At 44.3% G+C, this 21,027-nt stretch carries 23 protein-coding genes; 16 read left to right on the top strand and 7 right to left on the bottom strand.

Going from position 1 to position 21,027, the window contains the following annotated elements:
- Window positions 1-2: 2 nt before the first annotated feature.
- From ACZ5KY_RS11430 to fabG, 6 genes are all read right to left on the bottom strand, one after another.
- Window positions 3-257: a phosphopantetheine-binding protein gene (locus tag ACZ5KY_RS11430; protein WP_464244027.1), complete on the bottom strand. Its 255-nt coding sequence runs from the start codon at window positions 255-257 to the stop codon at window positions 3-5.
- Window positions 250-1,551 carry a beta-ketoacyl-[acyl-carrier-protein] synthase family protein gene (locus ACZ5KY_RS11435; protein ID WP_464244028.1) on the bottom strand — a complete coding sequence of 434 codons (1,302 nt, stop codon included), beginning with the start codon at window positions 1,549-1,551 and terminating at the stop codon, window positions 250-252. The genes ACZ5KY_RS11430 and ACZ5KY_RS11435 overlap by 8 nt, the downstream gene beginning before the upstream one ends.
- A complete protein-coding gene (locus ACZ5KY_RS11440; RefSeq protein WP_464244029.1) occupies window positions 1,530-3,038 on the bottom strand; it encodes a phytoene desaturase family protein in 1,509 nt (502 codons plus the stop codon). Before ACZ5KY_RS11440 ends, ACZ5KY_RS11435 begins: the two co-directional genes overlap by 22 nt.
- Window positions 3,039-4,280: a beta-ketoacyl-[acyl-carrier-protein] synthase family protein gene (locus ACZ5KY_RS11445; protein ID WP_464244030.1), complete on the bottom strand. Its 1,242-nt coding sequence runs from the start codon at window positions 4,278-4,280 to the stop codon at window positions 3,039-3,041. It abuts the gene before it with no gap.
- A gap of 586 nt (window positions 4,281-4,866) precedes the next feature.
- Window positions 4,867-5,112, bottom strand: coding sequence for a hypothetical protein (locus tag ACZ5KY_RS11450; RefSeq protein WP_464244031.1), 246 nt, complete (start codon window positions 5,110-5,112; stop codon window positions 4,867-4,869).
- A 109-nt stretch (window positions 5,113-5,221) separates the two neighbouring features.
- A complete protein-coding gene (gene fabG / locus ACZ5KY_RS11455) occupies window positions 5,222-5,956 on the bottom strand; it encodes a 3-oxoacyl-ACP reductase FabG (protein WP_464244032.1) in 735 nt (244 codons plus the stop codon).
- 747 nt (window positions 5,957-6,703) lie between these two features.
- Between fabG and ACZ5KY_RS11460 the strand changes: the two genes are divergently transcribed.
- The 16 genes from ACZ5KY_RS11460 to ACZ5KY_RS11535 all read left to right on the top strand — a co-directional run bounded on the left by ACZ5KY_RS11460 (window position 6,704) and on the right by ACZ5KY_RS11535 (window position 18,291).
- Window positions 6,704-7,249: a hypothetical protein gene (locus ACZ5KY_RS11460; RefSeq protein WP_464244033.1), complete on the top strand. Its 546-nt coding sequence runs from the start codon at window positions 6,704-6,706 to the stop codon at window positions 7,247-7,249.
- Window positions 7,250-7,372: 123 nt separating this feature from the next.
- Window positions 7,373-7,720: a n-acetylglutamate synthase gene (locus tag ACZ5KY_RS11465; protein ID WP_464244034.1), complete on the top strand. Its 348-nt coding sequence runs from the start codon at window positions 7,373-7,375 to the stop codon at window positions 7,718-7,720.
- A 148-nt stretch (window positions 7,721-7,868) separates the two neighbouring features.
- A complete protein-coding gene (locus ACZ5KY_RS11470; protein WP_464244035.1) occupies window positions 7,869-8,255 on the top strand; it encodes a hypothetical protein in 387 nt (128 codons plus the stop codon).
- Between the two features lie 543 nt (window positions 8,256-8,798).
- Window positions 8,799-9,155 (top strand): TM2 domain-containing protein, encoded by a 357-nt coding sequence (locus ACZ5KY_RS11475; protein WP_464244036.1) that lies wholly within the window; start codon window positions 8,799-8,801, stop codon window positions 9,153-9,155.
- 145 nt (window positions 9,156-9,300) lie between these two features.
- Window positions 9,301-10,002, top strand: a complete 702-nt coding sequence (gene aqpZ / locus ACZ5KY_RS11480; protein ID WP_464244037.1) for an aquaporin Z — start codon at window positions 9,301-9,303, stop codon at window positions 10,000-10,002.
- A 95-nt stretch (window positions 10,003-10,097) separates the two neighbouring features.
- Window positions 10,098-10,349, top strand: coding sequence for a GlsB/YeaQ/YmgE family stress response membrane protein (locus ACZ5KY_RS11485; protein ID WP_464244038.1), 252 nt, complete (start codon window positions 10,098-10,100; stop codon window positions 10,347-10,349).
- 102 nt (window positions 10,350-10,451) lie between these two features.
- Window positions 10,452-10,856 carry a DUF1294 domain-containing protein gene (locus ACZ5KY_RS11490; protein ID WP_464244039.1) on the top strand — a complete coding sequence of 135 codons (405 nt, stop codon included), beginning with the start codon at window positions 10,452-10,454 and terminating at the stop codon, window positions 10,854-10,856.
- 103 nt (window positions 10,857-10,959) lie between these two features.
- Window positions 10,960-11,364 (top strand): hypothetical protein, encoded by a 405-nt coding sequence (locus ACZ5KY_RS11495; RefSeq protein WP_464244040.1) that lies wholly within the window; start codon window positions 10,960-10,962, stop codon window positions 11,362-11,364.
- A gap of 125 nt (window positions 11,365-11,489) precedes the next feature.
- Complete coding sequence (locus tag ACZ5KY_RS11500) at window positions 11,490-11,933, top strand: hypothetical protein (protein ID WP_464244041.1); 444 nt, start codon at window positions 11,490-11,492, stop codon at window positions 11,931-11,933.
- A 53-nt stretch (window positions 11,934-11,986) separates the two neighbouring features.
- The gene (locus ACZ5KY_RS11505; RefSeq protein WP_464244042.1) at window positions 11,987-12,268 is read left to right on the top strand and encodes a hypothetical protein; all 282 of its coding nucleotides are present in this window, start codon (window positions 11,987-11,989) and stop codon (window positions 12,266-12,268) included.
- A 148-nt stretch (window positions 12,269-12,416) separates the two neighbouring features.
- A complete protein-coding gene (locus ACZ5KY_RS11510) occupies window positions 12,417-12,851 on the top strand; it encodes a DUF3465 domain-containing protein (RefSeq protein WP_464244043.1) in 435 nt (144 codons plus the stop codon).
- Window positions 12,852-13,128: 277 nt separating this feature from the next.
- Complete coding sequence (locus ACZ5KY_RS11515) at window positions 13,129-13,308, top strand: hypothetical protein (protein WP_464244044.1); 180 nt, start codon at window positions 13,129-13,131, stop codon at window positions 13,306-13,308.
- A 747-nt stretch (window positions 13,309-14,055) separates the two neighbouring features.
- On the top strand, window positions 14,056-14,385 hold the full coding sequence (locus ACZ5KY_RS11520) for a DMT family transporter (protein ID WP_464244045.1): 330 nt from the start codon (window positions 14,056-14,058) through the stop codon (window positions 14,383-14,385).
- Window positions 14,386-14,838: 453 nt separating this feature from the next.
- Window positions 14,839-15,750, top strand: a complete 912-nt coding sequence (locus tag ACZ5KY_RS11525; RefSeq protein WP_464244046.1) for a glycine betaine ABC transporter substrate-binding protein — start codon at window positions 14,839-14,841, stop codon at window positions 15,748-15,750.
- A gap of 513 nt (window positions 15,751-16,263) precedes the next feature.
- Window positions 16,264-17,415, top strand: coding sequence for an ammonium transporter (locus ACZ5KY_RS11530; protein WP_464244047.1), 1,152 nt, complete (start codon window positions 16,264-16,266; stop codon window positions 17,413-17,415).
- Window positions 17,416-17,808: 393 nt separating this feature from the next.
- Window positions 17,809-18,291 (top strand): hypothetical protein, encoded by a 483-nt coding sequence (locus ACZ5KY_RS11535; RefSeq protein WP_464244048.1) that lies wholly within the window; start codon window positions 17,809-17,811, stop codon window positions 18,289-18,291.
- 133 nt (window positions 18,292-18,424) lie between these two features.
- Here ACZ5KY_RS11535 and ACZ5KY_RS11540 read toward each other — a convergent pair whose 3' ends face one another.
- Window positions 18,425-21,016, bottom strand: a complete 2,592-nt coding sequence (locus tag ACZ5KY_RS11540; protein ID WP_464244049.1) for a M14 family zinc carboxypeptidase — start codon at window positions 21,014-21,016, stop codon at window positions 18,425-18,427.
- Window positions 21,017-21,027 lie beyond the last annotated feature (11 nt).

Raw genomic sequence — 21,027 nt, forward strand, 5'->3', positions numbered from 1 at the left:
AACTATTTTTCTGATTCGAGTTTACGTTGTACAAATCCATGAATATCGCCCAGAGTTCGAATCTCTTTAATCTCAGCCTCTTCACGGATTTTGAATTTAAATGCCCCCTCAAGGACGATCACCATATCAACGGTATCGAGGCTATCTAAACCAAGATCATCATAAATGGACAACTCGGGCTGCATCTCATCCGCATCCAATTCAAACTCTTCAACCAAAGCGTCATTAATGATCGTGATCATCTCTTGCTCAGTCACTGGTGTACCTCCTTAATATGAGAGAGGTGTTGACCCCTCCAAGGGCAAAATTATTTTTAAGTGCAATCTGAATATTTTTTTGTTGTGGCTGACGAATATAGTTGAGGTCGGCACACTGAGGGTCAATCTGATCTAAGTGTAGTGTTGGCACAAGATGTCCATCGCGCAACATACCGACGGTGGCAATGGTTTCCAATGCGCCACTGGCAGCCATAGTATGGCCTAAATGACCCTTTAAACTACTGACCGTTGCACTAGCACCAAACACCTCGGCAATCGCTTGGCTTTCAGCGATATCACCCTGCGCCGTTGCCGTAGCGTGGGCATTGATATAATCCACCGCATTAGCGTCAATTTCTGCGTTAACTAACGCTTGGCGCATACATTCCGCCATCACACTGGCATTAGGGTTGGCAATGCTGGTTGAGTCGGACAAGGTAGCAAAGCCGATCACTTCTCCATGAATGGCCGCCCCACGCGCCTGAGCAGATTCCAGTGATTCAAGCAGCAATACCCCACTGCCTTCACCACACACCATGCCATCGCGTTGGCTATCAAATGGTCGGGGTGTCAATTGCGGCGTATCATTGTAACCCGTTGATGCGGCATGCATGACATCAAAGGTGGCTGTCGTGAGAGGATGAAGTTCATCCGCACCGCCACACAGCATCAGATCCTGATGCCCGGCAACGATCATCTCATAACCATAACCAATTGCTTGACTACCCGTTGCACACGCCGCCGAGGGGGCTAAAATCCGGCCATTTATCTCATACGTTTGCGCGACATTGGCGGCACAGCTATGGTTCATCAATTGAAAGAACAGCGTTGTTTTCATCCGCTCTAAACTGTGATCGCGTAAATAATCTTCAAAAAATTCCTGCGAAACCTTAGTACTGGCAACGGTGGAACCGAGCGACACCCCAAGACGCCCCGAACGGCACATCTCAACATCGACATCAGCCTGAGACAGCGCTTCCTGAGTGGCCAGTGCGGCATAGATCGACATATTAGACATGGAACGGCGGTGCTTGCGGGCAATCCGCTTGGGATCGATCCCAATTACCTTCGCCGCAACCAGACTACGTAAGCCCTGAACTTCGGTCATCTCTTGGTGGTAACGCACGGCACTTTCACCCGCGCGCAACCCCTGTTCAAGTTCCGTCACCGTGGGGCCAAAAGGGGAAACAGCTCCCATGCCGGTAATCACAACGCGACGAGGCAGGATTGATGGCGATGGTGCCGATGGTGCCGATGGTACTGTTGAAGATTTTACTGAATCGTTTGATGGCACTGTTTCAATTCTCCCACTAATCGGTCATGACCCAAAATAGTTCCACAGGTATTAAAACCACTAATCATCGCACCCATCACCCCCGGAGCCACAAGTGCTTGGCCTGAAAGGTAAAGACCTTTGATGCGCGTGATGGCCTGTAACGGATACTGATCCACCTGATGTTGCACCCCATACAATGCGCCATCAGGGCTATGCATATAGTCGCGTAATGTCAACGGCGTCGCTAACTGGTAACGATCCATCTGGGCGGTCAACTCAGGCTGTAATTGTTGTAATTGCGCGATCATTTGAGCGGTAATCTGTTTTTTATACGCATTATACGAATCGGGACGCTGGCCGAATTGACTCCCCTGCCACTGCGAAAACTGAGCCGCTGCGGTGGGTGCAATCACCATAAACCCGCCACAATCGGCGCCAGAAGTGGCGCTGGCTGCCGTCACATAAAGGATATTTTCACCCTCGGGTCCTCTGCAATCCTGTTGTTGCTGTTGTATCGGAGGCGATGTCGCTGGCAACAGATACACGTTGCGGCCACGTAGCACCTCAAGCGGTTGACGGCAGCGGGCAAACAAGACGCATGCTGACATACTTTCATTTAAACCACTTAAGCGCTTACGATAAATGGGTCTAAATACTCGCTCAGGTAGACACTGTAACGTGTAACGTGGATGAATCGTACTGATAACGGTTCGGGAGTGTATCACTGTGCCGTCACAGAGTTCAACCCCTTCAACACCTTCATTAGAAGATAATAGAATTTGATTCACCTCAGCATCGCAAATCAGATCGACTCCAGCCTCACTTAAACAACATTCAAAGGCGTTCGCCAACGCTAAGCCACCACCAACGATGGTTGAAGCCGAACGAAAATAGGGGCCGATGACACTGGCGTGAAAACGGAACGGCACCCGATCTGGCGCAACACCATGCAGCAAACAATGGAGCGACAACAAACGACGCAACATCGGGTTGGCTGTTAAGCCTGCTAAATAATCCTTCAAACTAATATCATGAGCGCGGTCAAAAGCCGATAGTTGATCAACTGGCGTGGTCGGATTGATATATGGCAGATGATCACTGACCTGCAACGTATCGGCGATAAAGCGGCTGATTGCGCTGCGCTCATTGGGAAATTTATCGCACAGAGTGCGCACGATCTCGTCAGGACCAACGGGGAAATCGTAACTAAAACCGTCGTCAGCGGTAAGGAGTCGATCAAAACCACTCGAACGCATCGGTTCAATTTCAAGGTGACGATTCAGACCGAGGAGGTTAAAAAACCGTTGTAACCCTTCGCCATCGGCCAGCGCGCCAGCATAGTGAAAGCCGGTATCAAACTGCACCCCCCAACGCTCAAAGCCACGCAGTAGCGGCGCACAGTGTTTCGCCCGCTCGACCACCGCAACACGCTGGCCCGCACGAGCCAAAAGCAATGCATTGGTCAGTCCACTCACACCTGAACCAACAACAACCGCATCGTACATTTAAGCGCCCATCCGTAAGACAAGGCACGAGTTCGTACCGCCAAAGCCAGCGGAGTTACACAGCACCACTTCAGGAGCTTGGTCTAAAGTTGAGGTGACAATCTTCAACCCTTCCGAGTGCTCATCGGGGCTGGTAAAATTGCGGTTCGCTGCGATAAATCCGCCCTGAGCCATTAAAGTGGTGTACACCACCTGCGAAGCACCCGACATCCACAATTCATGGCCCGTCATCGATTTAAGCGATGACACCCACGGCACCGCATGACCCGCATCGGCGCGGCCAAATACCGCTTTAATATTATCCGCCTCAGCACCATCGCCAGCAGGAGTTGCTGTCGCATGAGCACATAGGTAATCAATATCTGTCGGCGCGAGGTTGGCCCGTGTCAACGCCTCATTCATCGCTCGCTGTAATCCGCCACGGCTTGGCACCGACAGGTTTTCGCCATCAGATGAAAAAGCATACGAGAGCACCTCACCTAAAATGGTTGCCCCGCGCTCTTGAGCCAACGCATAATCTTCTAAAATTACCGTAGCCGCACCACCACTGGGCACTAAGCCATCGCGGTTGGCATCAAAAGGCCGACACGCTCCAGCAGGATCATCGGTGTTAGTTGAAAAAGCTCCCAAACCATCAAAGCTACACATCGACTGCCAATTGATCTCCTGTGCACCACCGCAAATCATCCGTTTTTGGCGCCCTAAAGCGATCAAATCCGCTGCTTGACCAATGGCGTGACCGCCACTCGAACAGGCTGAGCTTAACGTCCAGCACGCTCCCTGAGTACCGAGTAACGTGTTCAAATTCATGGTAATGTTTGAATTCATAGAACGGAAAATTTGCCCACTACCAATAGACTTAGTCTCACCTCGTTCACGTAATAGATCAACTTGTTCAATCGCCGCGAGGCAACTTGAATCACAGCCGTAGATCAGTCCGGTAGCAGGGTTGCGTATCGCCTCATCATCAAGGCCAGCCATCATTAACGCTTCACGTGCTGAGGCATATGCTTGCACGGCAAACAACGGCATACTTTTACGCTCTTTACGGCCTAACACTTTCTTCTCATCGAAACCATTAATTTGCCCCGTTAATGGACTACGAAAGCCCAGCTCCGTTCGTTGTGGGTCAACGACAATTCCTGAACGACCTTCACGTAAAGCTTCAGTAACGGTTGATGTGTCACAGCCTAGGCATGAGATGATGCCGACTCCTGTTATGGCAACACGATTGAGTGTCATAAATGTAAATTCTTTCCGTTATGAATTATTGAAAAGCATTGTTTTTGTCCGTTATGCACCAAAGTTCCCCTATTTGTCGCCGCCGAACGCAAAAAGCGTCAGCAGAGCCGCTTGTGACAAAACTGTCTGAGCGCAGCGAGTTTTTTGGCACGCTCTGCTGTAAGCGACTGCAGTGAGGGAACCCGCAGGGCCAGACAATCACGGGGTCATGTTTTGCATACTTTTGGATGACGCTAAAAGTATGGCGACGGTCGGGGGCGCAACCCCGAATTACTTCAGCCATAGCTTGTTATTGTCAGTAGAGCTTTATTGATCAGAGACCACTACATTTAAACCCTAAAGTCAAGTTCGCGAGTCTCGTCCCGCAGCCGACGTACTTTTTTCCAAGGCCAGCAAAAAGTAAGCAAAAAATGGCCTTAAAGTTCACGCTTGCAGCGGGCCGCATTCCACTTACAATGAATCTGTTTCCCTCTTATATGTCAGCGCGGTTCGTCGGCCTCTCGACCTCCAAATCGGTTCAACTTTGTTATCAAGGTATAGAGGTTATTGATAAAGTATGGCCCTCTACTTTTTCCGTGGTACCTGCTTAACTATTTGTTTCTTTCGCACCATGTTCCCCCATTTGCCGCCGCCGAATGAAAAGAGCGTCAGCAGAGCCGCTTGTACCAAAACTGTCTGAGCGTAGCGAGTTTTTTGGTACGCTGTGCTGTAAGCGACTGTAGTGAGGGAACCCGTAGGGCCAGACAATCACGGGGTCATGTTTTGCATACTTTTGGATGACGCTAAAAGTATGGCGACGGTCGGGGGCGCAACCCCGAATTACTTCAGCCATTGTTTGTTATTATCGTATGGAACTTTGTTGATCCGATCCCACCACAGTCAAAACACATCTTACATATCGAATCATAAGCAAAGTTTACAACCAAAAAAAACACAACCCCCTACGTCATACACGCGCCACCATTAACCGAAAATACCTGACCAGTAATATAACTCGACTTATCAGAACATAAAAAATCAACCACATTAGCCACCTCTTCGGCTTTACCAACACGGCCAAGGGGAATCATGGGCAGAATATGCTCTAAAGGAAGATCCTCAATCATCTCAGTTTCAATAAACCCTGGCGAAACGGCATTGACCAATATCTTTCGTTTAGCCACTTCAGCAGCAAGTGAGCGTGTCGCACCAATCAGCCCCGCCTTCGCGGTCGAATAGTTGACCTGCCCCGCCACCCCTGTTTGCCCCGAGGTCGAAACAATATTAACAATGCGTCCCTTACGCTTGCGCATCATCTGTGGCAGCACGGTACGGGTGACATTGAAAAAACCACCGAGGTGAACATTGAGGACATCGTTCCACTCATTATCAGCCATCATTGCCAGCAGTGTGTCACGGGCGAAGCCAGCGTTATTGACAATGGCAAACGGCACATCATCTTCCAGTAATGGTTTAAGGGCCGCTTCGGTTTGATCCATATCAGCGACATCAAACGGTAGCAATACGCACGTTGAACCAGCCGCCTCAATTTGCTGCTTCACAACCGAAGCTGCGGCATCATCACTGCGGTAATTCAACCAAATATCAAAACCAGAGTTTGCTAACGCCAAAGCTATCGCAGCGCCAATCCCTTTACTGCCACCTGTTACCAGCGCAATTTTTGTTTGTGATGTCATACTATTTTAAATCTCCTTAAAGATCATGATGAATTCATCAAAAAATTGTTTCGTGACACGAAAACTTGAGTCAATAAACAAACATAGAATTATATAGAAAAGTGGATCTTGTGACAACCTAATTAGCCCTGAGCAGCACCATTAACGAACAGCAATCACGTCGATTACATTAGGCTTATAAATCAAGAGAATCCAAAGGCTCTAAAGCATAATATCCTTCTGCAAATATAACGGCGACGAAACGTTCCCGAACGGGGATCAGTTAAACTTCACCTGTGAAGCAAATACACACGAGCCATTAAGCAATGCCACCAGTGCGCAGGTGGTTTACCGGCACTGTTTTCAGCCTAAAAACTAAATCTGCATATCACCGACTATCTAGGCAAGATGCCAGTGTTTCCACTTATTTTTTTCTGTCTAACACATAAAACCAACCACTCAACATACTGATAAAACGACCACCAAAACCGCAGTACAGCATAAACTTTTCATACCGAATTACATTTCAACGGCCAAAGATTGCTTGACTTTATTATGTCAATCAACAGTGAGCCAGCGGCCTCAAGTCCTAACAACCATATCAGTACTTTTATCTTGCCCAACAACGGTCGCCGCTGTATTATCTGGCGTTATTAATAGTAAGTTAATTATAAAAACATATTTTACTAGACAGAATCCTTCAATATGGTGTTAGGCGGATTTATTTCTGTCTAACACACTGTTAGGTTTCAAAAAAGGAAAGAAATAATGCACCAAGCAATCAATCAAATATTTATCCTGCTTATCGGTATTAGCCTCATCCTTGCGGGAATTATTGCACTAATCAGCCTCATTGTTGCAATAATCCAAAAAAAACATTCAAAACTTGCCAAAGCCTTTTATCTGTTCCTTGGGATTGGGCTAATTGTTGTTGGCGGTAATATGTCACTTAATTTTTTCACAAAAGAAAAACCACCCACCGTTGAGGCACAACTACTTGAATCTGCAAAAGAGAAAAACAAGAACCTTCCAGTAATGATCAACGCTGAAACAAGGGCCGACAGTGTATCTGTTGCGGGGAGAATAGTGAGTTTAAATTTTACCCTTATTGATTATCTAATAGACCCACTGACCAAAGACAAAGTTAAAGAGACATTAACAAGTCAAATAATGAGTATTCAGTGCGGAAGTGAAAAGATGAAAAAACATTACGAACACGGGATTTCATATCACTACAACTACTATGGAAAAGAAGGTGGCCTGTTGACAACAATTATTATTTCTACTGAAACTTGCAGTGGAAAAGGCACCTAACAATAAAATAAACGCGGACGGAATATACGTCTGCTATTTAATTCGAATAATTTGGTGGTTTGCATACGCTAGCCTGCCGCCGGTTATCAAAAACGTTGTACGTCAAGGAACTGAAAGAGAAAAATGACAATAAATTTCGATAATCGTTATTTCAAGTCAATCAGCAATTCTGGAACTGGGGAAGTAGATCAAGAAACCATCTTCCATTATCGGCAAGTTGAAAACAACATTTGGGCCACTTACAAAGGTGGTCCAATCAAACTTGGAACATTGGTCGCCCAAATTAAGCCGTGTGGTTCACTTGAACTGAGATACAACCATATAAATTCAAAAGCAGAAATCATGACAGGCAAATGTGAATCAAAACCAGAAATATTGCCTGACGGCCGTGTTCGGCTCTACGAAGCTTGGGAATGGACAAGCGGTGACTTTTCAAAAGGGAATTCAATTATTGAAGAGTTTATTCCGTAACTTTTGCGGGTACGAAAAAGCCGTACAACAATCAAATCAACCGGACGGAATATACGGCTGCTACTTAATCCGAATAATTTGGTGGTATGCGTAAGTCAGCCTGCCGCCGGTTATCAAAAACGTTAGGCGTAAAGAAATGAGGGAATCAGTGGGTAGATTTAAAATATTTTTGGATGAAATAGATACTCAGGAAGATTTACTTCTGGAACAAGTCCTACTTTTCGAGCATGAAAATTATAAATTAGTGCCTGGTAGCAAATCATCATATCGCCAAGATACGGGCAGTACTGAAAAAAAAACAATCAAACACGCGCACGTCTACGCCAAACCCAAAGGTGGTGGCAAAGAACTATACTCCGTAAATATTGACGGCAGTGGTCATGATGGTTCACGCGGCACAACAATTCCCACCAAACATGCAAAGCATTTCAGGGGACTTGGATACGATATTAATCAAGACAATATTCTTGAAAGTTTAACATTAGACCAATTTGAAAACTCTGACTTTAGCCTCATATTAATAGAAGACGCATAACCATCCAATCAACGCGGACGGAAATACGTATCTTCAAAATTGAAAACCAAATTGCGGTGGGTCACGCAAGTTCGCGTCGCCGCCGGTTATCATGAACCGTTAGCTGCAATTAAAGATAAGGGCAATAATGGAAGGAATCCTACATTTAGTATTACTAGTTTTCTTATATGGCTGTATTTGGTTTGTACCAACGACAATAAACTACAACCGTAGGAAAGCAGGCCTAGCTCCTTATTGGTTACTACTTCTAACTACACTAGCTCTAGAAATAGCTATAGTTTATCTAGCCCTCTATTCATTTAGGAAACTCAATCAAAATATTTTGTTTGCATATTTTCCGCCAATAATTGCTTCTATTTTTGCAGGTATTTTTTACTTTTACATGGCAAAACAACTAGATGAAAAACACAGCTAACAAACAAATAACCCGGACGGAATATACGTCTGCTACTTAATCCGAATAATTTGGTGGTGCGCATAAGTCAGCACGCCGCCCGTTATCAAAAACGTTAGGCAATCAAAAAATAAATCAAAGGGGAAAAAATGAGTGAAGTTGCTGTTAAGGGAATTGATGAGAAATTTTGCAGTGATTGCGGCGAAACAATAAAAGCAAAAGCGGAAATTTGCCCTAAATGTGGCGTTAGACAAATGGCACAACCTGCAACAATTAACCTTGGGCCCGTAACTGCTAATGGAAAAAGTAGAGTAGCAGCAGCACTATTTGCTTTTTTCCTAGGTGGGTTCGGAGCGCACAAATTCTACCTTGGTCAAATGGGTCAAGGTATCGTTTATTTGCTTTTGTTCTGGACATTTATACCAGCGATCATCTCTTTTATAGAGTTTATTTTATACCTCACTATGAGCGATGAGATATTTAATCAAAGATATGGCCAAGCCTAACAAACTAATAAACCGGACGAAAAATACGTCTGCTATTTAATTCGAATAATTTGGTGGTATGCTTAAATTAGTCTACCGCCGGTTATCAAAAACGTTAGGCATATCAAGTAATAGAAGTTTCAACAAAGGAGTAAAGGAGTAAAAAATGACATTATCAAAAAAACTAGGTGCAGAATTTATTGGAACATTTTGGCTTGTGCTTGGGGGATGTGGTAGCGCTGTCCTTGCCGCCGCATTCCCAGATGTTGGCATAGGTCTCTTAGGCGTTTCTTTAGCTTTCGGACTTACTGTATTAACAATGGCCTTTGCTATTGGTCATATATCTGGTTGCCACCTCAATCCAGCCGTCTCGGTTGGACTTTGGTCGAGCGGAAGATTTTCAATCTCTGAACTTGGGCCTTATATTGTTGCTCAGGTAGCAGGCGGTCTTGCTGGGGCAGCGATACTATATGTTATTGCTACTGGTCAAGCGGGTTTCGATGTCACAGCTGGCTTTGCATCAAATGGTTATGGTGAGCATTCACCTGGCGGATACAGCCTGATTGCTGCATTAGTGACTGAGATAGTTATGACATTTATGTTTCTAATAATTATCTTAGGTGCGACAGATAAACGTGCACCACAAGGTTTTGCTCCGATAGCTATTGGTCTCGGTCTTACTCTTATTCACCTTATAAGCATCCCTATTACGAATACATCAGTCAATCCAGCTAGAAGCACTGGCGTTGCAATATTTCAGGGGGATTGGGCAATGTCTCAACTATGGTTGTTTTGGATTGCACCTGTTGTTGGAGCCATTTTAGCTGGAGTTGTTTATCGGTGGTTTGAATCTGATAGTAATGCCTAACAAGTTGCTTCACTCGGACTCGATACAGTTGGCGGTGAGCAAGGCGTTAGGTTGCGGTAAATCCAAGTATATTTTTTAACAGGAGAGGTGAAATTATGGACTTAACAGGGATATTGATATTTTTAGCAATTGGTGCCGTGGCAGGTTGGTTGGCTGGAACCTTGATGAAAGGTGGTGGCTTTGGTCTGCTCGGAAATATCGTCGTCGGTGTAATCGGCGCAGTATTGGGTGGTTTTGTATTTGGCTTGCTTGGCATCTCGGCAGGAGGATTGATCGGTTCAATCATAACAGCAACAGCTGGTGCTGCCTTGCTTCTATTTATTGTCGGGATTATCAAAAAGACATAACAACCTAACAAGTCAAATTCACTCGGTCGGCGTAAAGCGACGCTACGTTCTGCTTTACGCCGCTGGTGATTTGCGACGTTAGCCATCACAAAGAGATTGAAAATGCTTACTAAAGGTACATTGTCATTTGCTATCGCAACTTGTTTTCTCTCTATCGTAGCGACGTCAGTTTTTATCGAAAAAATACCTTTTGAAATTCTCGTTCTCTACATTGTGGCCAGCGTGGTGACTTTCATATGGTATGCCATAGACAAATCAGCGGCAACAAAGGGGGAACAACGTACCCCTGAAAACACACTACATTTACTGTCATTGGTTGGAGGGTGGCCAGGAGCACTCGTTGCACAACAAAAGCTACGACATAAAACAATAAAACAGCCTTTCCGCACAATATTTTGGGCAACTGTTACGCTGAATTTCGGCGGGTTCATTTATCTATACACGCCGGAAGGTGCTGAAACATTACAATCATTGATAGCCAATGTAATGAAAATGGCTAACCAATAAATCAACCGGACGGAAGATACGGCTGCTATTTAATTCGAATAATTTAGTGGGGCGAAAACCTTTGGTCTCCGCCGGTTATCAAAAACGTTGGGTGCCATAGAGCATGAATGTCGCTATCATCACAATTTGCCTTATTATTTTAGCCATCGTTATCCTGGCTTGTCTTTTGGGCGGCAGGCTACCTGAGCGATATCACAATCGTCGCTGCCAAGGAAAAAACTGGCATCTAGCATTTCCAAGTGCTTCTAAAGAGGAAATACGAAGTTTTCTTTCTGATTTCATAGAGTCATTTGCCATCAACGATATGGACCAATTGAAACTAAACCCAGAAGATAAAATTCTCGATATTTACAACGCATTGAACCCACATAAGTGGACAGGTGACGCCTTGGAGATTGAAACTCTCGCAGTCAGTATAGAACAAAAAACCGGTTTAAATTTTGAATCTATTTGGAACGAGAACCTCTCTCTTGGTGAGCTTTTTTCTCTTACACAAAAAGCCCATTGATTCCGAACACGGCGGCCAACAATAAAATCAACCAGACGAAAAATACGTCTGCTATTTATTTCGAATAATTTGGTGGTATGCGTAAGTCAGGCTGCCGCCGGTTATCAAAAACGTTAGACTACTTTATGAATTCAATTCCAAATGCTAATGATTGGCTACCAGTTGGGCCTGAGTCAGAGCTTGATGACGGGTATGCATATAAAAATTTCTTCGGAAGGTCCTTACAACAGGCTGTGAACCAATTTGAAGAGAATGCAATTTTCTATCAAGAAGATTTAATGTATATGCCTAAGGTTCCATTTTTATTTTACCTTCAGGCATATATCAAATATCTCAGGTCAGAGAAGTCAGTTGGTGATAGTGATGGTGCAAGTTGCTTTCTTGGCTTAATAGAATTTAAGGTAAAAGAAGATTGGAATGACTTTGATGGTAGGTTCCAAAACTACATTAGTGACATCAACTTCGTAGCTGATAACCAAGAAAAATATGATGCCGACATTGATATTTATGGGTCATTTACAATAAAGCGTGAAACTATTTTGAAAATTGTCGCTCAACAAAAAAATTAAGAGCGACGGCAAAAAGCCGCCGCACCTTATCAAAAACGTTAGGCGATTAAACCATGAATAAACGGCTAATTTTTCTCCTGTCGTCTTCACTGTTCGTTCTGACAGCGTGTCAGAGCCAGACTATTCAAGCCGAAACACAGGAGTTATGTACTGAACCTTGGTATCGTGCCGTGGAGTCATCTATCCCTACAGGTGATGGTATGGGGCACGGACCAGATATTGGTTCAGATGAATGGAAGTCTGTAATCGAGTTTAAGCTAGGCATCCGAGGAAACCCAAACGTCCCAGGTCGCAATAGCCCAGAATGGTGCCAGTATATCAATGGTTTTATGTAGGGTAGACACGCCTAACAAATCAACTCAGATGGAATATACGGCTGCTATTTAATTCGAATAATTTGCTGGTATGCATATGTCAGCCTGCCGCCGGTGATCAAAAACGTTATATGGCTCAAATTTACTTGAGGGACAGTCGAGGTTTAATATGAAAAAATTACTTATAGTCGTAATTGTCGGCCTTGCCCTGTATGGATTTTTTGAAAACAATTCCTCATCGATACAACCCTACCCGCAGCAAAAAATATCGTGCGACGAACAAATCACCAATGCATTTCAGGACCAGCAAAGCGACATACAGGTAAGCGGTTCTGGCGTCGTTATACGCAATCTTTCCGATGACAATAAAGGCAGCAAACATCAAAGATTTATCCTTAAGCTTTCAACGGGTCAGACACTGCTGATTGCTCACAACATAGACTTAGCAACCAGAATTAACTCGTTACGTGAAGGTGACACTGTTGATTTTAGCGGTGAATATGAATGGAATTCGAAAGGTGGTGTGTTGCACTGGACGCATCACGATCCTGATGGTCATCATGAGAATGGGTGGCTAAAACATAAAGGTGTCGTTTATCAGTAACCATATAGCACATCAATAAAAGCAGATGAAAGGTAGCGGTTGTTGTTCTCGAAAAGGCACCTGCTCGGTCAAAGAGGAACGCGGTCACGCCTGCCAGAATGGTGCTAAAAAATGTCATTGTCGAGAATCAAGAGTTGGTGATTACTCTGGGGATATAAGAATAGGTTCTTTGATATCTGACATAGTTATTTGTGACCTATTTGAGGTTACGGAACAATGATTGGGGTCACTCATTATATTTCTATCTATATAAGTTTATTTCTGCGATAACTTCCCCATGATGATCATTCTCGCCATACCTCTGTGCCTGCTCTGTAGTTATATTGCCTGCCTCTGCTATCAGAAAAACTTCTACCCACAGGCTTGGACTTTTGGTGCGATTGCTTTTTTCTTACTGCTTTTTTCTGTTGGATTTATCGGGGCCAGCTACTATGCGTGGATAGAGCTTAAGGTTTAGGGAAAAAACGAATAACTCCTTTGGCTGATCAATGCGTGATATCATCCCTTGATAGATCGTTCGTACCATCACTGCATAGCTAAAGGAGCAAGACAATGGGCAAAGGAATGGATAGCAAAAAGTCAGACAAGAAGGAACCTGCTAAAACTTCAAAAGAGAAAAAGGAAGCGAAAAAAATCAAGAAGGCCGAAAAGAACAAGTAATGACGATGGCAACACCCCCATAATCACAAAGACATTACATAACATCGTGGGTTGCCTCACCTTAGATTACAGACTAAGTATTATCCAATAAAACGGTCGTACTAACGAGCTATTTTTATAGCTCGTTAGATCGCGCCTTCTCAAACTTATATTCGAACAACCACCCTACTCCACCACATCAAAACAATATCTGTGTTACGTAATGAAAAGAGGGTCGTGTTAAACACAGTGGACAAGCTTCCATTACAATAGCCCATAACCCACCGCCTTATTAACAACACAGAGCTGATTTGCCACGAAACCAAGACTCAATAGTATGGGGAGATAAAAACCCTTGAAGTCAGATTTTGAATTACAATATTTCAGCTTAAAATTGATTCGACTCGTGGTCGTGACATGTTTTGGTTGCCATATGAATGTTGCATTTTAAGACATTCCTCCCTATTAATTTTTGTGCAAATTCAAAAAAACCAAATTGCACAGAGTCACTCAAACTCGCGATGCGGCCGGTTATCATGAATCTTTAGATTTTAGAAAGAATAAAATGGCTTACTTATATCTTGCAATTGCAATCACTTCCGAAGTCATCGCCACGAGTGCATTAAAGGCATCAGAAGAATTCACTAAACTTATCCCCAGTACTATCGTTATTATTGGGTATGGAATGTCTTTTTATTTTTTGACGTACGTATTAAGAACGATACCGGTTGGTATTACATATGCGATTTGGTCGGGAATCGGTATCGTTTTAGTCACAATTATAAGCGCATTTCTATACAAGGAAATACCTGATCTTCCCGCAGTTTTAGGAATGGGCTTAATCGTAGCGGGTGTGGTAGTGATAAACATCTTTTCTAAGACTACAAGCCATTAAATCTAATAACTAAATCAACGCGTCCAGAAAATCTTCTGCGCTAAATTTAAAAAAAGCAAGGGGGTACTGTTGACACATTGGGCAAACTCCCATTATAATAATAGATAACTCGGAAACGCAAAGTCATTGAGTTCTACCATCAAATTATATAGATGACGGGTTCCTCCCCTATTCATGTATATATGTCTTTACCATTTCACTCATATCATCTCTAGGATATACATAACTGGTATTACAAGGGTTTTATTGATTCTTTAATATCAAACGTATCGTTTATGAATTATTTTAAGTTACTGAACAATCATTGGAATCAGATCTTGTATTTCAATAATTTAGCTTAAGTAACTCGACTAGTGGTCGATGCATGCCTAGACTTCCATAGGAATGTTGCATTTGAAGACCAGCCTCATTTTGTGTTAACTTCTCTCTCGAAAAATTAAAAAGGAATTACAATTGAAAAAGATTATTTCATTACTGATCGCTTTGACATTTTTATCATCGGCAGCATACGCTAGCCAAACCATCCGGTTCGGCGTTCCTCCTTGGCCAGGTGTAACAGTCAAGACTGCTGTAATTACACAGATTTTGGAGACTCTTGACTACAAAACAAAACAGTTAGAGGTCGGACCAAGCATAATCTACAATGCGATGATCAGCGGCGAAATGGAAGTTATGCTGGCCGCCTGGGTTCCCCACCATAACGATATGGTCGATCCTCTGATTGAGTCGGGGGAACTTGTTAAAGTCGCCACAAACCAGAGTGATTCCAAAACTAGTCTCTGCGTCCCTACGTATGTCTGGGATGCCGGTGTCCATTCTTTTGCTGACCTCGATCTGCATGCCGACAAGTTCGATAGGACTATTTACAATATTGAAGTTGGTTCTGGCATGCACACCGCGATGGAAAAGATCATGGATCAGGATATCGCTGGACTGAAGGATTGGGAACAGATCGGTAGCAACTTGCCGGCCATGTTGATGGAGGTCGGTTCGAAGATAAAACAACAAGAATGGGTCACTTTTGGCTGCTGGGGTCCCCACTATATGAACTCCGTTTATGACATCAAGTACTTAGAGGGTGTACCGGGGACAGAGAGATTCGTCAACGAGCCAGCTATCAACACCGTTGTCAATAAGGACTTCTCAGTACAGTTTCCCGAAGTATATAAATTACTGCAGCACTTCTCGGTTTCAAATGCGACTGAAAGTCAGTGGATCTATTCATTCAGCCGCGAGAACATCGAGCCTGAGAAAGTTGCCAAGGACTGGATTTCCGCAAACCTCGACACCGTAGCCATCTGGCTTGAAGGGGTCAAGGGTCCAGAAGGAAAACCTGCCATTGAAGCCATACGAGCAGAATTTTAAACGAAAAATCTGGGTGCGAGAAATGAGTGCGCAAGTCACCGTTTGACCTTGGTGGACAAAATACGTCCTGATTAGCACTAAGCACCCACTAGCAACAAATAAGTTTCGTCACTCCCGCCTTCGCGGGAGTGACGAACGATTTAAAACCTCTGAATCCCCCCCCTGCTAAAAATCCAAAGGCTTCTCTGAATATCACCAGTTGCATTACAATAGCTCATTACCAACCCACCACCTCACTAACAAAAATCATTGGTTGATCATCAAATTATGGTTATGTCCGACACTCCTACATTACATCTATGTACATATCTACCTTTCCATGTACATCTTTTCCAGAATATACTTGCCTTGGACTACAAGGGTTTTTATTGACTTAATGGGCTCCCTGATATCTGATGCAGATTCTGCGAACTATTTAAGTTTCGTCAAACAAAGGGTTTTATCTGACACGTATCAGGTTGCCAATTGTTATGTATATAGCCCCTCAATTGAACCAAGGAGACAGTCCATATCATGAACAAGACCAACTTCCACTTAAAGTTATTTCTGGCATTTATAAGTATCTTCTTGTTTGTAAGTATTGGAAATACTACGGAATTGGGACATGTAGTTGAAGTACAAAAATATAATCGTGCGATTCATATCATGGCAATGTTGTTGGCGGGTTTCGGCTTTCTGATGGTGTTCGTCAAGAAATATGGCCGTTCAGCGGTAACGGCAACGTATCTTTTAGTAAGTGTCGCGCTGCCCCTTTATATTTTGAAAGATAGTTTAGGCATTCTAGGCGGTTCAGGTTCTGAAATTGACAGCTTGATTCTTGCTGAATTTGCTGCAGCAAGCCTGCTCATTTGTGCGGGAGCCCCTCTTGGCAGATTAAAAATGGGGCAATACATTCTCCTCGGCCTCCTGTTCGTTCCCTGTTATGCATTTAACGAATGGATTATTCTTGATCACGGTTTTGGTTTAATCGCTCACGGTAGTTTTGTTGATATGGGCGGATCGGTCGTCATTCATGCTTTCGGCGCAATATTCGGCCTGGGTGTGATCATGACCATGACCACACCAAAAGAGATTGATATACCAATAGAAGCGGACGATACCAGTGATCGTTTTTCATTGCTCGGTAGTATGATCCTCTGGTTGTTCTGGCCAAGCTTTTGCTCGGCTTTAGTTGCCCCAGAGCTGATACCGCATACTGCAATCAACGTGATACTTGCCCTTTGCGGCGCAACCATTGCGACCTACTTTGCCAGCATTTATTTACGTGGCAAAATCGACGCAGCAGATATCGCCAATGCTGCACTGGCTGGTGGTGTCGCGATTGGTTCTACCTGTGATCTTGCTAGTTGGCCTCAAGCTTTTGCTATCGGCATCATTGCTGGTGGACTATCGACCTTTGGGTTTGCGGTGTTGCAAGGAAAAGTCGAAAAGTTCATTAAAGGGATTGACACCTGTGGTGTTATGAATCTACACGGCCTGCCTGGACTGTTTGGTGGACTCGCTGCTATTTTCATTGTCGATGGTATCAACAAAAGTAACCAGCTAGCCGGTATCGGCATTACGATTCTGGTAGCAATTGTTACAGGTTTCGTTACTGGAAAAATTATTGCTTTGCTGGGCAGAAGAACTGCACCTTACGATGATGCAGAGGAATTTGAGCTATAACCGCAATTTTATCACCGCAGATACAACATAAAAAGTTTCACCGGTGAACCTGTAACCTTTTTCTTAATTGCACTGAATACACACCAAAATGGGCCGACACTTTGCAATGAAAGGTGTCGGCCCTTCTACGAATGACCCACTGAGAAACACCAAGGGGACATTCTATGTCACCAACATCAACGAAAAGAATCCGACGAGTGGTCGTGACATGCTTAGATTGCCCTAGGAATGTTGCATTTCAATACCTGCCCTAATTGTTGGATACGTTCTTCGAGGCAGTGGCTCAGTTCAAAATATGCTACCCAACGCTTAAATCCTATGTCAGACTCCGAAATAACCTTCGTTCTTAACACCAACCTATTCCGCTATTAAAAAAGCCGTATGGAGCACCAGATGAGCAACGAACAGGATCCCAGCACCGATGAGATACAACGTGAAATACGTTTGCAGCAAAAATTCAGCATGGCTGGGGCCATTGGCCGAGCAGGAAGTGGCCTAATGAAGGGGGAATCTCCTATTTCTCAGCAACAGCAGGCCATCACCGCGTTGACGCACTGGATTAACCAGCAGACTCCGGATCCATCTGGGGCACTGAAGTCGATATTATGCCAGCGCTTGCGAGGGAACAAGTTGCTGGTGGAACGCCATCTGCAACAGCCCGGCAATGCGCTGCGGGAGATGATCGAGGCGACTCTGTCCAGTGATTATGCGTTACATGAATTTGTGCGCCAGGTCGATGTGCGCTGGGGAGAACTGTATCAGCACCGGCCGCTGTTTCAACGCTCTGGTCAGGCTGCTAATCCCGACGATGAGTACAGCCATGAATCCGTTCGTCGAGATCTGATCCTGCTACTCGATAAGCTCGCTGCTGATTAGTATCAATCTGCCGCAATAGCTACCGCCCCTTTTTAGTAAGAGAAAATAGAAGTGGACGTTGATGACACAGTGGAGTAACTCCCATGACAATACCTCATCGCCCACTCACCAATTACTAACCACCTATTTCAACCTATTTGCGATTTAATTTTCTTTGATCGCAATACTTAACAATCACTGGCTTCGAATAGTTCGGCACATCATCATAGGTGAAAACTGCAAAATATTTACATAGATCGAGAGCACCAAAACTGTCATAGGTGTAATTATCAATTCCTGCATATATCTTCACCCCATCAAATGGTGATAATGGTGGCCGGAAGTTATTTTTAACGACCTTCACACCGCGAAAATCTATATCGTCGGGATTGTTCCAATCGATGCGAATTCTTTCATTGTCAATGCTATAGCGTAAATCATTAATGGGCGCGACAGGATTGCGCCGTTTAGGGAGGTATTCGATCACTAGCCGAGGAGCTAAGTTAGATTCCTTAGAGCACCACTCAACCAGTTTATCTTTGATCACATGCTCAGATGATGTCGGCCGCAACAATAAGGTGACATTGCGCTTTTGTTTTTGCCTGTGGGCCAGTTCCAATAGCGAATATTTATCAAAATAAAATTGCTGACCATTTTTACTTTTTAAGCCCTGACTACTCACATCGTAGCCAATATTTTCGATAACGATTCTTTCGTGAATCACGCCATACTCTCGTGGTGTTTCTTCTATAAACTCCAGATGAAAACGGAGATTTTCCTTAAAGTAAACCTTGGTGGCATTCAACCACAGGTTAGCACTAACAATGACACTGTAATCAAAAGCGGGCAAAGAGGAGATATCAAACTCCAGTACGCTGTAGACTTTCTTACCGTTAACATCACAACCGCAAATAATTTCATCTTCAAGTACCTGCTGATGTGACAGGCTGAAGATTGTTTTAGGATAGAGTTCAACCCTAACCGGTTCGATGGTATAGACGATCTCCAGTTTTGGCCGATAGTTGAGGCCCGAGCCATCACGACCATAACCGATATCCCACTGCATCATCTGCTTGCTGCGTCCGGCTTTGAGTTCCTTGGGCCCCTCAACACGAAAGCAAGCGCGCTCCTGAACAATCTGTTCCTGTAATGTTCGACATTCAAACTGAGAGAATTTCCAATTTCGCCATATCCCCTGAGTCAGTTGGTCAGAGGTAGTCGGTCGACCGACATAATGGAGAATCTCGACCTGATCAAGCTGGACAAACTCAGCCATATCGTCAATGCTGTCAGGATCGATCATGGCGATGCTCCATTCCCCGTATTTTTCGATGGTCGTTAACACGCGATTGATGGGATACAGCGACACCACGGCAGATTTGATGATGGCGTTTTTGGGGATGGTCGCTAACGAAAAGTTAAGGATGGCATAACTGATCCCTTTGACCTCATCGACCCCAACATATAACGAATTCTGGCCGAAATGTTCGCGGTTGTTCTCCAGCCGCTCGGCGACATAACCTGTTTGCGCCGCAATAGGATAGTAAATACGACTGAGTTCATCATCGTTTAACAGTGTTTTAACCCGCAATATCGGTGCAAATGCCGACTTGACTTTGGTCTCTTTATCGACAGCTCGGATATAGTAATAATACTCAGTGGTACTTTGCAGGTTGTCATCACTAAACGAACAAATTTTAGTGATTCCAACTCGGTTAGCCCGCTTACAAAAGCCCTTTGGGCGTGTATTGCGATAAACTTCGAAATAGACAGTGCAATCTGTTTCATACTCCCATGAGAAGCTAACCTCAAAACTACTGACAGTCTCAAGCATCAACCCCGAAACACGCGGTAACGGATTATCTTTTGCATAGTTTGGAACTTCGTTGATCGCCGTCAATAAGGCATCAATATGTTCCTTTATATGCTCGCTCATATCATCGAGATAGTCTGAGATATTGCGGGTTCCCACTTCGACAACACTAGCAAGCATGCCGTGAGAATGGTAAAACTCGCGCCCGCTGCCGCTGATTAACGATGTCGGCGGTTTGCCCTGATGAATCCCATATTCTCGATTACTCACTTTGCGGATACTCTCGGCCATATTGGCGCACAACACATTCATATCGGTGGTATCGATGGTATCTTCATGACGAAAGTCGTGGGCGGGGAAAAACACATTCCCCTGCGAGTGATAATCTAAAGCGATGGAGATATTCGGATGACTTACTACAAAATCCCTTAGCGCTTGAGTTTCAGGCTCTGAAAATGGCTGCGGACCGGGATAAATTTCTGAATAAGTTTTGTTACTTTTTGAAAATCCAACGGGAAAATTACGATTAAGATCGACCCCGTAAGATCCGTCAGCATTTTGACGGCGATTTTTTCGCCAAAATGAAAAGTAATTGCGCGAATATTCCAGTCCATCAGGATTGACGCAGGGAACCATATAAACGGTGGAATAGCGCAACAGCTCTTTAACCCAAGGATCAAAGCTGATGTTCTCCACGACATATTTCGCGAAATCGAGAGCTAGTTCGACTCCGATCCATTCCCGAGCATGGATGGTACCTGTGTAAAACAGAGCGGGTTTGTCATCGGCAGTACGAACATCCAAGCTTAGGGTGATCAGCTTAATTTCACGCTGTTCCCAACTTGTACCAATGGATTCCACCCGAACGAGATCGGGATAGCTCTGCGCGAGATGATCGAGGAAGGTTACCGCCTCTTCGTATGAGCGATACAATTGTTTGATGT

It is taken from the genome of Desulfuromonas svalbardensis, from assembly GCF_055389415.1.

What these genes read in the sequence shown, in the direction of transcription:
- ACZ5KY_RS11440 (WP_464244029.1), bottom strand. Translation starts at nt 3,038, where the DNA reads ATGTACGATGCGGTTGTTGTTGGTTCAGGTGTGAGTGGACTGACCAAT.
- ACZ5KY_RS11445 (WP_464244030.1), bottom strand. Translation starts at nt 4,280, where the DNA reads ATGACACTCAATCGTGTTGCCATAACAGGAGTCGGCATCATCTCATGC.
- ACZ5KY_RS11450 (WP_464244031.1), bottom strand. Translation starts at nt 5,112, where the DNA reads ATGGCTGAAGTAATTCGGGGTTGCGCCCCCGACCGTCGCCATACTTTT.
- fabG (WP_464244032.1), bottom strand. Translation starts at nt 5,956, where the DNA reads ATGACATCACAAACAAAAATTGCGCTGGTAACAGGTGGCAGTAAAGGG.
- ACZ5KY_RS11460 (WP_464244033.1), top strand. Translation starts at nt 6,704, where the DNA reads ATGCACCAAGCAATCAATCAAATATTTATCCTGCTTATCGGTATTAGC.
- ACZ5KY_RS11465 (WP_464244034.1), top strand. Translation starts at nt 7,373, where the DNA reads ATGACAATAAATTTCGATAATCGTTATTTCAAGTCAATCAGCAATTCT.
- ACZ5KY_RS11475 (WP_464244036.1), top strand. Translation starts at nt 8,799, where the DNA reads ATGAGTGAAGTTGCTGTTAAGGGAATTGATGAGAAATTTTGCAGTGAT.
- aqpZ (WP_464244037.1), top strand. Translation starts at nt 9,301, where the DNA reads ATGACATTATCAAAAAAACTAGGTGCAGAATTTATTGGAACATTTTGG.
- ACZ5KY_RS11485 (WP_464244038.1), top strand. Translation starts at nt 10,098, where the DNA reads ATGGACTTAACAGGGATATTGATATTTTTAGCAATTGGTGCCGTGGCA.
- ACZ5KY_RS11490 (WP_464244039.1), top strand. Translation starts at nt 10,452, where the DNA reads ATGCTTACTAAAGGTACATTGTCATTTGCTATCGCAACTTGTTTTCTC.
- ACZ5KY_RS11495 (WP_464244040.1), top strand. Translation starts at nt 10,960, where the DNA reads ATGAATGTCGCTATCATCACAATTTGCCTTATTATTTTAGCCATCGTT.
- ACZ5KY_RS11500 (WP_464244041.1), top strand. Translation starts at nt 11,490, where the DNA reads ATGAATTCAATTCCAAATGCTAATGATTGGCTACCAGTTGGGCCTGAG.
- ACZ5KY_RS11505 (WP_464244042.1), top strand. Translation starts at nt 11,987, where the DNA reads ATGAATAAACGGCTAATTTTTCTCCTGTCGTCTTCACTGTTCGTTCTG.
- ACZ5KY_RS11510 (WP_464244043.1), top strand. Translation starts at nt 12,417, where the DNA reads ATGAAAAAATTACTTATAGTCGTAATTGTCGGCCTTGCCCTGTATGGA.
- ACZ5KY_RS11515 (WP_464244044.1), top strand. Translation starts at nt 13,129, where the DNA reads ATGATGATCATTCTCGCCATACCTCTGTGCCTGCTCTGTAGTTATATT.
- ACZ5KY_RS11520 (WP_464244045.1), top strand. Translation starts at nt 14,056, where the DNA reads ATGGCTTACTTATATCTTGCAATTGCAATCACTTCCGAAGTCATCGCC.
- ACZ5KY_RS11530 (WP_464244047.1), top strand. Translation starts at nt 16,264, where the DNA reads ATGAACAAGACCAACTTCCACTTAAAGTTATTTCTGGCATTTATAAGT.
- ACZ5KY_RS11535 (WP_464244048.1), top strand. Translation starts at nt 17,809, where the DNA reads ATGAGCAACGAACAGGATCCCAGCACCGATGAGATACAACGTGAAATA.